At 70.1% G+C, this 15,379-nt stretch carries 14 protein-coding genes; 5 read left to right on the top strand and 9 right to left on the bottom strand.

The features are described 5' to 3' along the window. Positions 1–72 precede the first annotated feature (72 nt). Positions 73–1,272 carry a pyridoxal phosphate-dependent aminotransferase gene (locus tag ACFV20_RS25480; RefSeq protein ID WP_385660017.1) on the top strand — a complete coding sequence of 400 codons (1,200 nt, stop codon included), beginning with the start codon at positions 73–75 and terminating at the stop codon, positions 1,270–1,272. Between the two features lie 82 nt (positions 1,273–1,354). Here ACFV20_RS25480 and ACFV20_RS25475 read toward each other — a convergent pair whose 3' ends face one another. Then, positions 1,355–1,882, bottom strand: coding sequence for a YbjN domain-containing protein (locus ACFV20_RS25475; protein ID WP_234848941.1), 528 nt, complete (start codon positions 1,880–1,882; stop codon positions 1,355–1,357). 165 nt (positions 1,883–2,047) lie between these two features. On the opposite strand from ACFV20_RS25475, the gene ACFV20_RS25470 reads away from it, so the two are divergent. Beyond that, entirely contained in the window at positions 2,048–2,536 is a 489-nt protein-coding gene (locus ACFV20_RS25470; RefSeq protein ID WP_385660015.1) for a hypothetical protein, read from the top strand. A 10-nt stretch (positions 2,537–2,546) separates the two neighbouring features. On the opposite strand, the gene clpB is transcribed toward ACFV20_RS25470, so the two are convergent. Beyond that, positions 2,547–5,144, bottom strand: coding sequence for an ATP-dependent chaperone ClpB (clpB, locus tag ACFV20_RS25465; RefSeq protein WP_385660014.1), 2,598 nt, complete (start codon positions 5,142–5,144; stop codon positions 2,547–2,549). Between the two features lie 102 nt (positions 5,145–5,246). Between clpB and ACFV20_RS25460 the strand changes: the two genes are divergently transcribed. After that, positions 5,247–5,663, top strand: a complete 417-nt coding sequence (locus ACFV20_RS25460; protein ID WP_385660012.1) for a pyridoxamine 5'-phosphate oxidase family protein — start codon at positions 5,247–5,249, stop codon at positions 5,661–5,663. 167 nt (positions 5,664–5,830) lie between these two features. Here the strand turns inward: ACFV20_RS25460 and ACFV20_RS25455 are convergent, their stop codons facing one another. After that, complete coding sequence (locus tag ACFV20_RS25455; RefSeq protein WP_030846386.1) at positions 5,831–6,166, bottom strand: hypothetical protein; 336 nt, start codon at positions 6,164–6,166, stop codon at positions 5,831–5,833. Between the two features lie 316 nt (positions 6,167–6,482). On the opposite strand from ACFV20_RS25455, the gene ACFV20_RS25450 reads away from it, so the two are divergent. Together ACFV20_RS25450 and ACFV20_RS25445 are read left to right on the top strand one after the other, a co-directional pair. Continuing rightward, positions 6,483–7,502, top strand: a complete 1,020-nt coding sequence (locus ACFV20_RS25450; protein ID WP_385660010.1) for a helix-turn-helix transcriptional regulator — start codon at positions 6,483–6,485, stop codon at positions 7,500–7,502. Further along, complete coding sequence (locus ACFV20_RS25445; RefSeq protein WP_385660008.1) at positions 7,499–8,488, top strand: helix-turn-helix transcriptional regulator; 990 nt, start codon at positions 7,499–7,501, stop codon at positions 8,486–8,488. The genes ACFV20_RS25450 and ACFV20_RS25445 overlap by 4 nt, the downstream gene beginning before the upstream one ends. Here the strand turns inward: ACFV20_RS25445 and ACFV20_RS25440 are convergent. The 6 genes from ACFV20_RS25440 to dnaK all read right to left on the bottom strand — a co-directional run bounded on the left by ACFV20_RS25440 (position 8,451) and on the right by dnaK (position 15,342). Next, positions 8,451–9,503: a LuxR C-terminal-related transcriptional regulator gene (locus ACFV20_RS25440; protein WP_385660006.1), complete on the bottom strand. Its 1,053-nt coding sequence runs from the start codon at positions 9,501–9,503 to the stop codon at positions 8,451–8,453. The genes ACFV20_RS25445 and ACFV20_RS25440 overlap by 38 nt on opposite strands. Before the next feature lie 258 nt (positions 9,504–9,761). Beyond that, positions 9,762–10,871 (bottom strand): substrate-binding domain-containing protein, encoded by a 1,110-nt coding sequence (locus ACFV20_RS25435; protein WP_385660005.1) that lies wholly within the window; start codon positions 10,869–10,871, stop codon positions 9,762–9,764. A gap of 282 nt (positions 10,872–11,153) precedes the next feature. Further along, entirely contained in the window at positions 11,154–11,606 is a 453-nt protein-coding gene (locus tag ACFV20_RS25430; RefSeq protein WP_142166878.1) for a heat shock protein transcriptional repressor HspR, read from the bottom strand. A gap of 5 nt (positions 11,607–11,611) precedes the next feature. After that, on the bottom strand, positions 11,612–12,796 hold the full coding sequence (gene dnaJ / locus ACFV20_RS25425) for a molecular chaperone DnaJ (RefSeq protein WP_385660003.1): 1,185 nt from the start codon (positions 12,794–12,796) through the stop codon (positions 11,612–11,614). A gap of 33 nt (positions 12,797–12,829) precedes the next feature. Next, positions 12,830–13,489 (bottom strand): nucleotide exchange factor GrpE, encoded by a 660-nt coding sequence (gene grpE, locus ACFV20_RS25420; RefSeq protein WP_385660001.1) that lies wholly within the window; start codon positions 13,487–13,489, stop codon positions 12,830–12,832. Next, positions 13,486–15,342 (bottom strand): molecular chaperone DnaK, encoded by a 1,857-nt coding sequence (gene dnaK, locus ACFV20_RS25415; RefSeq protein WP_385660000.1) that lies wholly within the window; start codon positions 15,340–15,342, stop codon positions 13,486–13,488. The genes grpE and dnaK overlap by 4 nt, the downstream gene beginning before the upstream one ends. Between the last annotated feature and the right edge of the window lie 37 nt (positions 15,343–15,379).

The raw sequence follows: 15,379 nt of genomic DNA, 5'->3' as shown, positions 1-15,379 counted from the left end.
GCGTGGAGCGGTGATGCCCTTCCCGCTCCCGGCCCAACACAGAGTTGAGGAACTCCAGAGCTTCGGCGGAGGATGACCGGCATGACCTCCAGCGCGCGCCCCCTCCTGAACCGCCGGCTCGCCGAGTTCGGGACGACGATCTTCGCCGAGATGTCCGCCCTGGCCCTGAGCACCGGTGCCATCAACCTCGGCCAGGGCTTCCCCGACACCGACGGCCCCGAGGAGATCCGGGAGGCCGCCGTGCGGGCCCTGCGGGACGGCCGGGGCAACCAGTACCCGCCGGGCCCCGGCGTGCCCGAGCTGCGCACCGCCGTCACCGCCCACCAGCAGCGCCGCTACGGCCTGGCATACGACCCCGACACGGAGGTCCTGGTCACCGCCGGGGCCACGGAGGCCATCGCCGCCGCCCTGCTCGCCCTGGTGGAGCCCGGCGACGAGGTGATCGCCTTCGAGCCGTACTACGACTCCTACGCCGCGTGCATCGCGATGGCGGGCGGCCGCCGGGTGCCGGTCACGCTGCGCGCGGACGTCGAGGAGGGCCGTTTCCGTCTCGACCTCGACGAGCTGCGCGACGCCGTCACCGACCGGACCCGGCTGCTGCTGATCAACACCCCGCACAACCCCACCGGCACGGTCCTCACCCGCGAGGAGCTCGCCGCGATCGCCGAGCTGGCGGTGGAGCGGGACCTGCTGGTGGTGACGGACGAGGTGTACGAGCACCTGGTCTTCGACGACGCCGAGCACGTACCGCTGGCGACGTTCCCCGGGATGCGCGAGCGCACGGTCACCATCTCCAGCAGCGGCAAGACGTTCTCGTTCACCGGCTGGAAGGTCGGCTGGATCACGGGTGCCCCGGAGCTGGTCACGGCGGTGCGCTCGGCGAAGCAGTACCTGACGTACGTGTCGGCGGGCCCGTTCCAGTACGCGGTCGCCGAGGCCCTGTCGCTGCCCGAGTCGTACTTCACGGACTTCCGCGCCGACATGCTGGCCAAGCGGAACCTGCTGGCGGCGGGCCTGGACGAGGCCGGATTCCGCGTCTTCCGCCCGTCGGGCACCTACTTCGTCACGACCGACATCCGCCCCCTCGGCGAACCGGACGGCTTCGCCTTCTGCCGCTCCCTCCCGGAACGCGCCGGCGTCGTCGCCATCCCCAACGCGGTCTTCTACGACCACCGCGAGGAGGGCGCCCCCTTCGTACGGTTCGCGTTCTGCAAGCGGACGGGGGTGCTGGAGGAGGCGGCGCGGCGGCTGAAGGGCGTCGCGGGCGCCTGAGGGCGCCCGAAACGGCAGACGGCGCGTACGGCGCGTACCCGTTCGTACGCACCGACGCGCCGTGAAGGCCCGGGTGGGTCGCCTACTCGTCGTCCTCGGGCTTCTCCGCCTCGTCGATCTCCTGCTCCAGGCCGAGCTGCTCGACGAGCCACTTGTCGAACTCGATCGCCGCGCGCACCCAGCTGACCGTCGAGGAGACGAAGTGCTCCAGGCTGACGCCCATGCCGATCAGCATCTGGGCCTCGCCGATGAGGCGGACCGTGCCGTCGTCGTGGGTGTGGCTGTAGACCTTCGGCCACAGGGTGCGGCGGTTCCAGTCGTCGATCGACTCCAGGATCTGCGGCTTGGCCTCGATCTCGTGGGGCCGGTCGTAGAACGTCCGCACGGAGAAGACCTGCTGGTCTCCCTCTCCCCGGAACATGAAGTAGGTGCGGAACTGCTCCCACGGCGCCGCGAGGTCACCCTCGTCGTCGACGACGTACTTGAGCTCCATCTGGTCGAGGAGCTGCTTCACGAGGTCCTGATCCGGGACGACGGGGCCGGCCGGGCCGCCGGGCTGCGGCTCGGGCTGGCCCCCGAAGTTCGGAATCGAGGACGGGTCGATGGTCACCGTGAATTTCCCTTCGTACGGATTCCGCCATCCTCCCCCATGCGGGGAGGGGGGTGGCAAGCCCCGACAGGGCCTGTCAGCCCTGGGCTGACACGATCCGGTCAACTGCAACCTCCGGGTACCCGCATCCGTCCTCCTGAGCAGTCGACGGAGGGGGCGGTCGCCATGCGGGCGGCGGACAGAGGTCATACGCGGTGGGGGCTCGTCCTGCCGTTCCTGGCGCTGCCGGTGGTGGTCCTCGGCGTGCTGGTCATCGGCCTGTTCCTGTGGGCCTGGTCGGACGACGACGAGGCCCGCGACGGCACCCGTGCGGGCGCGGCGGCGTCGGTGCCCTGCACCGAGGCCCTGGCCTTCGGCGCCGCCGAGCCTCCCGCGCACGCCCGTGTGCACGACTGCACCGTGCAGCGGGGCATCGACACCTCGTACTCGGCGGTGCTGCGGATGCCCCGCGAGGACGTCCGCGGCTGGCTGCGCGAGACGTACCCGGACGCCCCTGAGCCCCGCACCGGCGGCGGTGTCTGCGGGGCGCTCTGCCTCGACGTGACCCACGAGGACGGTCTGCCCGGGACGGCGGAGGCGCACGTGGTGCAGGTGAGGGTGGAGTACGAGAACGCCGAGACGGCGCGGGTGCGCTTCTCGGCGTTCACGATGTGACGGGGCGGTCCTACAGCGTCTTGCCCGTGGCCGGACCCACCAGGAGCCCGTCCTCGAAGCGGTCCACCCGGACCGTGTCGCCGTCCTTGATCTCCCCGGACAGGATCTCCTTGGCGAGCCGGTCGCCGATGGCCGACTGCACGAGCCGCCGCAGCGGACGCGCGCCGTACGCCGGGTCCAGGCCCTCCTCGGCGAGCCACGCCAGGGCGTCCGGCGTGATGTCGAGGGTGAGCCGCCGCTCGGCGAGCCGCTGGGCCAGGCGGTCCAGCTGGAGCTTCGCGATGCGCTCCAGCTCGGGCTTGGTGAGCGCCGAGAAGACGACCAGGTCGTCCAGGCGGTTGAGGAACTCCGGCTTGAAGGAGCTGCGCACCACCTCCAGGACCTGCTCCTTCTTCTCCTCCTCGCTGGTGATCGGGTCGACCAGGAACTGGCTGCCCAGGTTCGACGTCAGCACCAGGATGGTGTTGCGGAAGTCGACCGTGCGGCCCTGGCCGTCCGTCAGGCGCCCGTCGTCCAGCACCTGGAGCAGGATGTCGAAGACCTCGGGGTGGGCCTTCTCCACCTCGTCCAGCAGGACCACGGAGTAGGGGCGGCGGCGCACGGCCTCGGTGAGCTGGCCGCCCTCCTCGTAGCCGACGTAGCCGGGCGGGGCACCGACCAGCCGGGCCACGCTGTGCTTCTCGCTGTACTCCGACATGTCGATGCGGACCATCGCCCGCTCGTCGTCGAAGAGGAAGTCGGCGAGGGCCTTGGCCAGTTCGGTCTTGCCGACACCGGTCGGGCCGAGGAAGAGGAAGGAGCCGGTGGGCCGGTCGGGGTCGGCGATGCCGGCGCGGGAGCGGCGTACGGCGTCGGACACCGCGCGCACGGCCTCGGTCTGGCCGATGAGCCGCTTGCCCAGCTCGTCCTCCATGCGCAGCAGCTTCTGCGTCTCGCCCTCCATCAGCCGCCCGGCCGGGATACCGGTCCAGGAGGCGACGACGTCGGCGATGTCGTCGGAGCCGACCTCCTCCTTGACCATGGTGTCCTTGGCGACCTCTTCCTCGGCCTCGGAGGCGGCCTCCAGCTCCTTCTCCAGGGCGGGGATCTCGCCGTAGAGCAGCTTGGACGCGGTGTCGAAGTCGCCGTCGCGCTGGGCGCGTTCGGCCTGGCCGCGGATCTCGTCGAGGCGTTCCTTCAGCTCACCGACCCGGTTGAGGGACTGCTTCTCCTTCTCCCAGCGGGCGGTGAGGCCGCGCAGCTCCTCCTCCTTGTCGGCGAGATCGCGGCGCAGCTTCTCCAGGCGCTCGCGGGAGGCGGCGTCGGTCTCCTTGCCGATCGCCAGCTCCTCCATCTTCAGCCGGTCGACGGCGCGCTGCAGTTCGTCGATCTCGACGGGCGAGGAGTCGATCTCCATGCGCAGGCGGGAGGCCGCCTCGTCGACGAGGTCGATCGCCTTGTCGGGCAGGAAGCGGGAGGTGATGTAGCGGTCGGAGAGCGACGCGGCGGCGACCAGCGCGCTGTCGGCGATCTGGACCTTGTGGTGGGCCTCGTACCGCCCCTTGAGCCCGCGCAGGATCGCGATGGAGTCCTCGACGGTCGGCTCGGCGACCAGCACCTGCTGGAAGCGCCGCTCCAGGGCGGGGTCCTTCTCGATGCGCTCGCGGTACTCGTCGAGGGTCGTGGCGCCGACCATGCGCAGCTCGCCGCGGGCCAGCATCGGCTTCAGCATGTTCCCGGCGTCCATGGCGGAGTCGCCGCCCGCACCGGCCCCGACGACGGTGTGCAGCTCGTCGATGAACGTGATGATCTGCCCGTCGGAGTCCTTGATCTCGGCGAGGACGGTCTTCAGCCGCTCCTCGAACTCGCCCCGGTACTTGGCGCCCGCGACCATCGCGCCCAGGTCGAGCGCGACGAGCCGCTTGTCCTTCAGCGACTCGGGCACGTCGCCCTTGACGATCCGCTGGGCGAGCCCCTCGACGACGGCGGTCTTGCCGACGCCGGGCTCGCCGATGAGGACGGGGTTGTTCTTGGTCCGCCGGGAGAGCACCTGCACGACCCGCCGGATCTCCTGGTCGCGGCCGATGACCGGGTCGAGCCTGCCCTCGCGGGCGGCGGCGGTGAAGTCGGTCCCGAACTTCTCCAGGGCCTTGTACTGGCCCTCGGGGTCTGCGGTGGTCACGCGGCGCTGTCCTCGTGTCTTCTGGAAGGCGGCCTGCAGCTTCGTGGCGTCGGCCCCCTGCTGGGACAGCACCTCGCCGGCCGCGCCGCCCTTCGCGGCGAGGGCGATGAGGAGGTGCTCGGTGGAGAGGTACTCGTCGCCCAGGTCCTTGGCGCGGGCCTGGGCGTCGGCGACGACGGCCAGCATCTCGCGGTTGGGCTGCGGCGGCGCGACGGTCGACCCGGTCACGCTCGGCAGCCCGGCGAGCACGCGTTCGGCTCCGGCACGCACGGCCGCCTGGTCGGCGTCGACCGCGGCGAGCAGGTCGGTGATGTTCTCGTTGTCCTGTCCCTGGAGCAGCGCGAGCAGCAGGTGGGCAGGGGTGAGGTCGGGGTGCCCCTCGGTCACGGCCCGGTTGCTGGCAGCGTTGATCGCGTCCCGGCTCCGGTTGGTCAGCTCGGCGTCCACGTTCGCGTTCTCCTCCTTGCACTGACCCGAACGGCTTGCACAAAGTTGAGTCTAGTGCACTCAAGGACGGTTCGCGGAGGCTCGGGGGTCTAAGTTCCGGGCATGGCGACCAAGTACTCCGTGGACCCCGGCGCTCCGGACCCGTCGTTTCTCGGCTTCTGGCGGGAGCGGCACCTGTGCACCCTGACGACTCCCCGCCCGGACGGCACTCCGCACCTGGTACCCGTCGGGGTCACATACGATCCCGAGGCCCGTCTGGCTCGGGTGATCACCAACCGGGGCAGCGCGAAGGTGCGGTACGTGCGGGCCGCCGGGGAGCAGGGGGCGGCCGTCGCCGTCTGCCAGCTGGAGGGCCGCCGCTGGGCGACGCTGGAGGGCCGGGCCTTCGTCCACGAGGAGCGGGACCGGGTGGCCGAGGCGGAGCGGCGGTACGCGGAGCGCTACGGCCGGACGCCGTCGCCCAATCCCGCACGCGTGGTGATCGAGATCCGGCTGACGCGGGCGATGGGCCGGGGTTGAGGGAAGTGAACATCCACACCGATGATCGACGGGATCCGGCCACTGCGGGACGGTGTCGATACCCGGAAATATCCCGGAAAACTGCAGCGGCGTCACCGTGTTCAGGTCACGGTGACGCCGCTGCGGGGGGAAGCACCTGAGCGATCTTTTACGACGGGGGAATCGCGTCAGGCACTGCGGGGGGTGGCAGAGATGGTCCTCGGGGCAGGGGAGTCGGCCTCCACCTGCTGGTGGTCCCGTTGGTCCAGGTTCACAAAGATCATTCCGTACCGTACGGCGCACCGTACAGGCTGCGGCGCCCCCCGAGGCCGCCGCAGACACCGGTAAGCCCGTACGTCCTCGTCGTCGTCCCGCGTGACGACCACCGGTTCGCCGAAAACCGTCACCATCAACGAGTCACCACTGTGGGGGATGGCGGTGACCAGGTCGATGAAGTGCCAGCCGGAGCGGTAGGCGGTGGCCATTTCACGGCGGAAGGAGCGATCGTCGGGTGGAGTGGTCACGACCGGCTCCCGGCTCCGCCTGCGGTGGCCACCACGGACTGGGCCGCCGCCGGCCAGACACTGTCGGCCAGAACATGACTCTTGGCAGCCGCCGGCCAGACACTGTCCGCCCGGTCATCACCGCTCGCGCCCGACAGGCCACTCACGGTTCCGAAGGCCACGACGGCAGAGAAGGCGGCGACAAGCCCCAAGCGAAGCATTCTGTTACGCATAGTCGGCTTCGTCCTCACTTGAAGGTCCCCTCTTCCCCCGTCGAATACGACGATGGCTCATTCGGGCACGTCATGGCCACAGAATCGATGCATCATGTTCCTGCATGTTCAGGACCCTGGGGGGTGGAGATTTGACAACGAATCGGACCAAGGTGACACATCCCCATGTGGTGACCGAGATGTGCGAGGAAGGTGGCCGACTTTACGCGAACGCCCTGCGTGCGGGGCGCGTTCCGCGAGCGGACGTGGAAGCGGCTCCCTGTCTCATCGAGTTCGCCCTTCTCCACCCGGACCCGGACGACCCGGACTGGCTGCGCCCCGTCCCCCCGGCGGTGGCACTTGCCCAGCGGCTCAATCCGATCGAGAACGAGATCACCGAGCGCAGGCGGGTGTCGATCGAACTGTCCGACACCTTCGCCCCTTTCATGGCGCTCAGCGCGCAGATCACGACGTCCAGTGACTCCATCACGGTGCTGGAGGGCAGCGAGCGCATCAACGCGGCGCTCAACCTGGCCACGGCCCAGTGCCAGACCGAGATGCTCACGATCCAGCCGAGCGGTCACCGGCCCGAACGCAGCCTGATCCAAGGGCTGGAACGCGACCGCCCGCTGATCGAACGTGGTGTGCGCATACGGACGCTGTATCCCCACACCGCGCGCCACAACCCCGAAAGACTCGCCTACGCGAGCCAGTTCTCCGACGGCAAGGTGGAACACCGGACCATCGACGGGCTGGTGGAGAGGCTCATCGTCTGCGATGAGACGGTCGCGTTCATCCCCACGCGCGACGACCAGAAGATCGCGCTGGAACTCCGTCATCCGGGTCTCGTCAGCTACCTGATCAAGGTGTTCGAATTCATGTGGGACCGAGCGGTCCCGCTGACCGCCGGCGCCCCGTACGAAACCGCCCCCGACGGCATCACGGAGATCCAGCACTCCATCGCCAAGCTTCTGGTGGAGGGTCACGTGGACGAGGCCATCGCCCGCCGCCTCGGCATGAACGTCCGTACCTGCCGGGCCCACATCGCCAAGCTCGCGCACGCGCTGGGCAGCGGAAGCCGTGCCCAACTCGGGTACCTCATCGCGCAGTCCGGCATCCTGGAACGCGCGGGTGCGGCCCAGTGAGCACGCCGCACCCGGAGCACGGCACGGAGGACCTGTGCTCCGCGGGCGCGGACCTGTACGAACGGGCGGTGCGTGAGGGGACGTTGTCGGCCGCCGAAGCCGACTCGGCACCGTGCCTCGTCGACCTGGGCCTGTTGCAGCCCGCCCTCGACGACCCCGCCCGGCTGGAGCCCGTCGCCCCGGTCGTCGCACTGCACCGGCTGCTGCGCGGCTCCGGGGAGCGCATCGCGAACGAACGGCGGCGCGAGGCACGGCTGGCCGAGACGTTCGGCTCCCTCATGCGGATCGCCGGTCAAGAGCCCACTGCGAACGGGACTCCCGTGATCCGGCTGCTCACCGGAACGGAGCAGATCAACCGGGCCATCACCGAAGCCGTGGCGGACGCCTGTGAGGAACTGGTCACCGTGCAGCCCCGCACCGGACTGACCGGGGCACGCGGTGAGGCCGCCGACGCCGCCTCGCTCGGCCGCGACCAGGCCGCGCTGGACCGCGGCTGCCGGATCCGCACCCTCTACCCGCACACGCTGCGCCACTTCCCCACCATCGTCGCCCGCTGCGAACGGCTGAAGGGCGACATCGAGGTGCGTTCCCTGGACGAAGTGCCCGACCGGCTCATCGCCATCGACCGTGCCGTGGCCTTCGTACCGGCCGACAAGGACGGCACACTCGCCCTGGAGATCCGGCACCCGGCCCTCGTGGACCACCTGGTCACCACGTTCGACCGGCTGTGGCGGCTCGCCACCCCCATGCACCCGCGGGCCACCACCCCCCAGCCCTCCCACGACGGCATCACCCCCCGCCAGCACGCGATAGCCGCGCTCCTCGTCGAAGGGCACACCGATGCCGTCATCGCCGAACGGCTGGGGATGAACATCCGCACCGCGCGCGTGCACATCGCCAAGCTCGCCACGACGCTGGGCAGTCAGAGCAGGGCGCAGCTGGGGTATCTCATCGGGCGGTCCGGGATCCTTGATCGGGGACGCTGAGGGACGGGGCGGCCGCCGAGGGGGGCGGGCCGTCGAGGCCCGCCTGGGCGATGCGGACGCCCAGCTGCGTGCGGCTGGCGGCCCCCAGCGTCTCCGACAGGCGCGCGATGTGCGCCCGGCACGTCCGGACGCTTATGCCCAGCCGCTCCGCGATGACGGCGTCCTGATGCCCCTCCGCCAGCAGCGCCGCGATCGACTGCTCACGGTGGGAGATGCCCTCGATGCCGGTGTCGGGGAGCGGGGCCGTGAGGGGGATGGCGAGGCGCCACAGCCGTTCGAAGACCGTGACGAGGTATTCGACGATCGCCGGGTGCCGTAGCTCCAGGGCCATCGTGCGGTCGGTGTTGGCGGGGATGAACGCCACCGTCCGGTCGAAGAGGATGAGCCGGTCGATCACCTCGTCCAGCGTGCGCGCCTCCACCGCGTCGCCCATCAGCTCCAGATACGTCAGCAACCCCTGCCCGTGCCGGGCGACATGGGTGTACAGGTCCCGCATCCGCACCCCGCGCCCGCGCAGGGACATCGCCCGGTGCAGCCCCTCGGACAGTTCCGCCTCGCGGCGGATGCCGCCCGGCTGGACCGTGAGCACCTCGGCCGTGCACGCCTGGGTCGCCTCGTCCATCGCCGCCTGGATCCGGGCGAGTCCGTCCAGGACCCGGATGGCCGGGCCCTCCGCCGCCGACGCGGCCGACTCGGCCGGGCGCACCAGGCTGCCCAGTCCGGCGTACCACTCGACGGCCGCGACGGCCGAGCCCATCCGCCGCTGGCTCGCGCTGACCTCGTCGTACATCCCGCGCAGCAGCCGGGTCATGACCTCCTGCGGGGAGGTCGGCACCAGCCAGTCCATGTCGTCGGGGTCGGGGTGCAGCAGGGCGAGTTCCAGCAGGCAGGGCACCGGCTCCGCGTCCCGGCGCGGCACCCGGCCGCGCCGTACGGCCCGGGAATACACGCGATCCCCGGCGTCGCACAGCCGGTCGGCACCGTGGGGATGCTCATCCGCCCCGTGCCCGGCCATCGCCCATCCCACCCCCGGTTCGCCGTCTTCCGCAGCGCAACTATGCGCGGACCGGACGTGCTCCGCAACACGGCTCCCCGGCCGACGACCCCCGGAAACCACCGGTACGCACCGGTATCTCCGAGCTCGGCCCGACCGAACGCGGGCCTGGTCGCAGGCCTGTTCGCGGGCCTGTTCGCGGGCCTGTTCGCCCGCCCCCTCGCTCTGGAGGGCAGGGGCGGCGGGGACCGGGGGTGGTGAACTCGGCTGGTGGTGTGGTTACTTCAGGCCGATGGCGCGGCACGCCGCCTTGTAGTCGGCCGTGCAGATGTCGGACAGCTTGTAGATGTCGTCCGCGACGACCGTGTCCTTGATGTTCTCCTTGGTGAGCGCGACCACCGGCACGAGCTGCGCCGGGATGCCCTTGTCCGTGGGGCTGTCGACCTTGTCGCGGGCGAGCGCGGCGAACTGGATGTCGCGGCCCTGCACCTTGGCGACGGCCATCTCCGCGGCGTTCTCCGCCTCCCGCGGGTAGGACTTGTACACGCTCATGTACTGCTGACCGGCGATGATCCGCTGCACCGCGGCCAGCTCCGCGTCCTGGCCCGTGATCGGCGGCATCTCGGTGACCCCCGCGGCCTGCAGCGCCTTGACGATGCCGCCGGCCATGCCGTCGTTGGCGGAATAGACCGCCGCGATGTTGCCCTTGCCGATCTTCTGGATCGCGCGGGCCATGTTGGCCTGGGCGTTCTCCGGCTTCCAGTCCTTGGTGTCGAAGGAGTCGGCGATCGTCACCTTGCCGTTCAGCTCGGACATGGCGCCCGCCTTGAACTGCTTGGCGTTCGGGTCCGTCGGCGAACCGTTCATCATGACGATCTTGTCGGAGAGACCGGCGTCCTCGCCGAGGGCCTCCAGCAGGGTGCGTCCCTGGACCTCGCCGACCAGCTCGTTGTCGAAGGAGATGTACGCGTCGATCGGGCCCTCGGCCAGCCGGTCGTAGGCGATGACCGGGATGCCGGCCTCCTTCGCCTTCTCCACGCCGCTCGCGATGGCCTTGGAGTCGACCGCGTCCAGCAGGATCACGTCGACCCGGTCGTCGATCATCTTCTGCAACTGGCTCGCCTGCTTGTCCGCGCTCGCCTCGGCGTTGGCGTACTCGACGCGGCCCTTGTCGTTGGTGAGCGACTCGACCTTCGTCTTGATGATCGGGTAGTCGAAGTTCTCGTACCGCGTGTTCGCCGTCTCGGGCAGCAGCAGCCCCACGGTGATGTCGTTGCCCTTGGCCGGGCTCGCGTCGTCACTGCTCCCCGTCGCGTTGAGCACGCCGCAGCCGGCGAGCGTGACGGACATCGCGGCCGCGGCCACGGATATGGAGATACGACGACGCATGGGGGAGCTCACTTCGCGTGTGATTCGGACGTGGGCGCAGCTTTACGGCCCATGTGACTGAAAAGCCAACTTGGAGGCGCCCCTCAGCGTCAAGCGGAACCACTTAACGAGATGGCAACAGCACGCTCCGCAGCGGTTGTGAAGACGGTGCGGAACCGTCTTCAAGTGCTCTGCACCGGTCAGCCATGGACAGGAGACCCGGCGAAATCGGGTCAAGACCTGCAAAAGGGGCCGGGAGTTGACTCCCGGCCCCTTTCACACACTGTCACGAGGTGCGCGGGGTCAGTCGGACTGCTGCTGCCGCTTCGGCCGCCACACCACCAGCGCACTGGTCTGCTGGACCTCCTGGTACGGCACCAGGTCACGGCGGTACGACGCGTGCACCGCCGCCTCACGCTGCCGCATGGCCGCGGCCGCGCCGTCGAGCGCGTCCTGCATCTCGGCGACCCGGGCCTGCAGCGCGGCGACCTGGTTCTCCAGTTCGATGATGCGCTTGATTCCAGCCAGGTTGATGCCCTCGTCCTGCGACAACTGCTGCACCGTACGGAGCAGTTCGATGTCGCGGGCCGAGTAGCGGCGGCCCCGGCCGGGGGTGCGGTCGGGGGAGACCAGACCCAGGCGGTCGTACTGGCGCAGCGTCTGCGGGTGCAGGCCGGACAGCTGTGCCGCGACCGAGATGACGTAGACCGGGGTCTCCTCGGTCAGTTCGTACGGATTGCGCCGCCGCCCGTCCATGTGCCTCATGCTCCCTTCGCGGCCTGGAACAGATCCGCCCGCGGATCCTCGTCCGCGGTCGCCTCGCGGTACGCCTCGAGCGCGTCACGAGCCTTCCCCGACAGGTCCTTCGGAACACTCACCTCCACGGTGACCAGGAGGTCGCCGCGGGTGCCGTCCTTGCGGACCGCGCCCTTGCCCCGGGCGCGCATGGTGCGCCCGTTGGGCGTGCCGGGCGGCAGCTTCAGGGTGACGGGCGGGCCGCCCAGGGTGGGCACCCGCACCTCACCGCCGAGGGCCGCCTCGGCGAAGGTCACCGGGACGGTGACCGTGAGGTTGTCCTCCTTGCGGCCGAACACCGCGTGGGGGTCGACGTGCACGACCACGTAGAGGTCACCCGCCGGCCCGCCGCGCTCGCCCGGTGCTCCCTTGCCGCGCAGCCGGATCCGCTGGCCGTCGTTGACGCCCGCGGGGATGCGCACCTGCATGGTCCGCGAGGACTTGGCCCGGCCGCTGCCCTTGCAGACCTCGCAGGCGTTCTCCGCGATCAGGCCGCGGCCCTTGCAGTCCGGGCAGGGGTCGGTCAGGGAGAAGCCGCCGCCGCTGCCCCGGGCGACCTGCCCGGTGCCGACGCAGGTCGGGCACACGCGCGGCGTGCCGTTCTTGTCGCCGGTGCCCGAACAGGCCTTGCAGGGCGACTGCGAGGACATCCGCAGCGGGACGGTCGCGCCCTCGATCGCCTCGGTGAAGCTGAGCGTGACCTCGGACTCGATGTCCTGGCCGCGCCGGGGGTGCGTACGCGTCCCCGGACCGCCCGCGCTACCGCGGTTGAACAGGCCCCCGAAAACGTCACCGAGCCCGCCGCCGAAGCCGCCGGCTCCCTGGCCGCCCTGGGCTCCGCCTCCGAAGAGGTCGCCCAGGTCGAAGTTGAAGGAGCCGCCCGCGCCGCCCGGCCCCGGGCGGAAGCCGCCGTTGCCGAAGAGGGCGCGCGCGTCGTCGTACTCCTTGCGCTTCTTGGGGTCGCCGAGGACGTCGTTGGCCTCGGAGATCTCCTTGAAGCGCTCCTCCGCCTTGACGTTTCCCTTGTTGGCGTCCGGGTGGTTCTCGCGGGCGAGCTTCCGGTACGCCTTCTTGATCTCGGCCTCGGTGGCGTCCTTGGGGACGCCGAGGACCTTGTAGTAGTCCTTCTCGATGAAGTCCTTGGTGCTCATCCTCGACGCCCCTCCTTCCCTTCGTCTGTGACGTCAGCCCTCGTCCGGGCCACCGCTCTCCTTGTCGTCGGCGTCGGCGGACTCCTCCGCCTTGACCGTCTGCGCCCCCGGCTGGGGTTCGGCCACCGCCACGCGGGCGGGGCGGATGGTCCGCTCGCCGATCCGGTACCCGGGCTGCAGAATCGCCACGCACGTCGTCTCGGTGACGTCCGGTGCGTAGCTGTGCATCAGGGCTTCGTGGATCGTCGGGTCGAAGGGCTCGCCCTCCTTGCCGAACTGCTGCAGGCCCATCTTCGCCGCGGTGCTCTCCAGCGACTCGGCAACGGACTTGAAGCCGCCCACCAGTTCGCCGTGTTCACGTGCGCGGCCGATGTCGTCGAGCACGGGCAGGAGCTCGGTCAGGAGGTTCGCGATGGCGATCTCCTTGACCGCGATCCGGTCGCGCTCGACCCGGCGGCGGTAGTTCTGGAACTCGGCCTGGAGGCGCTGGAGGTCCGCTGTGCGCTCGGTGAGCGCCGAACGGGCCTGGTCCAGCTGGGCCACCAGAGCCACGTCCTGGCCCGTGTCCCCGGCCGGGGCCGCCCCCTCCTCCTCCGCGGAGGGGGAGGCGGCCTTCGGCTCGGCGTCGTCGGAGGTGGCGCCGGAAGGGACGTCGGGCTGCTGCTCGTCGAAGCCCGGGGTCTCCTCCGTCACGCGGCACCGTCCTTCCGGTCCTCGTCGACGATCTCGGCGTCGACGACGTCGTCGTCAGCGGCCTTGGCACCACCGGCGGCACCGGCGTCACCGGCGGGACCACCGGCCGCCTGGGCGGCGCCCGCGTCCGCGTACATGGCCTGGCCGAGCTTCTGCGAGACGGCCGCGACCTTCTCGGTGGCGGTGCGGATCTCGGCGGAGTCCTCGCCCTTGAGCTTTTCCTTCAGCTCGGCGACGGCTTCCTCGACCTCGGTCTTGATCTCGCCCGGGACCTTGTCCTCGTTGTCCTTGAGGAACTTCTCGGTCTGGTAGACGAGCTGCTCGCCCTGGTTGCGGGACTCGGCGGCCTCGCGGCGCTTGTGGTCCTCCTCCGCGTACTGCTCGGCCTCCTGGCGCATGCGGTCGACCTCGTCCTTCGGCAGCGAGGAGCCGCCGGTGACGGTCATCTTCTGCTCCTTGCCCGTGCCCAGGTCCTTCGCGGTCACGTGCATGATGCCGTTGGCGTCGATGTCGAAGGAGACCTCGATCTGCGGGACGCCGCGGGGCGCCGGCGGCAGACCGGTCAGCTCGAACATCCCGAGCTTCTTGTTGTACGCCGCGATCTCGCGCTCGCCCTGGTAGACCTGGATCTGCACGGACGGCTGGTTGTCCTCGGCCGTGGTGAAGATCTCGGACCGCTTGGTCGGGATCGTGGTGTTGCGCTCGATGAGCTTGGTCATGATGCCGCCCTTGGTCTCGATGCCGAGGGACAGCGGGGTGACGTCGAGGAGCAGGACGTCCTTGACCTCGCCCTTGAGGACACCGGCCTGCAGGGCGGCGCCGATGGCGACGACCTCGTCCGGGTTGACGCCCTTGTTGGCGTCCTTGCCGCCGGTCAGCTCCTTGACGAGCTCGGCGACGGCGGGCATACGGGTCGAGCCGCCGACCAGGACGACGTGGTCGATCTCGCTGATGGAGATGCCGGCGTCCTTGATGACGTTGTGGAACGGCGTCTTGCAGCGCTCCAGGAGGTCCGCGGTCAGCTGCTGGAACTGGGCGCGGGTGAGCTTCTCGTCGAGGTGCAGGGGGCCCTCGGCGGAGGCGGTGATGTAGGGCAGGTTGATCGAGGTCTCGGTGGACGAGGACAGCTCGATCTTCGCCTTCTCGGCGGCCTCGCGCAGACGCTGCAGGGCCATCTTGTCCTTGCCCAGGTCCACGCCGTGGCCGGACTGGAACTGCTGGACCAGGTAGTCGACGATGCGCTGGTCCCAGTCGTCACCACCGAGGTGGTTGTCACCGTTGGTGGCCTTGACCTCGACGACACCGTCGCCGATCTCCAGCAGCGAGACGTCGAACGTACCGCCACCGAGGTCGAAGACCAGGATGGTCTGGTCGTCCTTGTCGAGGCCGTACGCCAGGGCGGCCGCGGTGGGCTCGTTGACGATGCGCAGCACGTTCAGACCGGCGATCTCGCCGGCCTCCTTCGTGGCCTGGCGCTCGGAGTCGTTGAAGTACGCCGGGACGGTGATGACCGCGTCGGTCACCTTCTCGCCCAGGTAGGCCTCGGCGTCCCGCTTCAGCTTCTGGAGCACGAAGGCGCTGATCTGCTGCGGGTTGAAGGGCTTCCCGTCGAGCTCGATCTTCCAGTCGGTGCCCATGTGACGCTTCACGGAGCGGATGGTCCGGTCCACGTTCGTGACCGCCTGGCGCTTGGCCACCTCTCCGACGAGCACCTCACCGTTCTTGGCGAAGGCGACGACGGACGGCGTGGTCCTGGCGCCCTCGGCGTTGGTGATGACGGTGGGCTCGCCGCCCTCCAGAACGCTGACGACGGAGTTAGTCGTGCCCAGGTCGATGCCGACCGCACGTGCCATGGTTGATTCCTCCAGCTGACTTGAGTGGAACGGACTC

It is taken from the genome of Streptomyces sp. NPDC059696, from assembly GCF_042733745.1.
In the GTDB taxonomy this organism is placed as follows: Bacteria; Actinomycetota; Actinomycetes; order Streptomycetales; family Streptomycetaceae; genus Streptomyces.
This window is presented reverse-complemented; position numbering and strand designations above follow the sequence as displayed.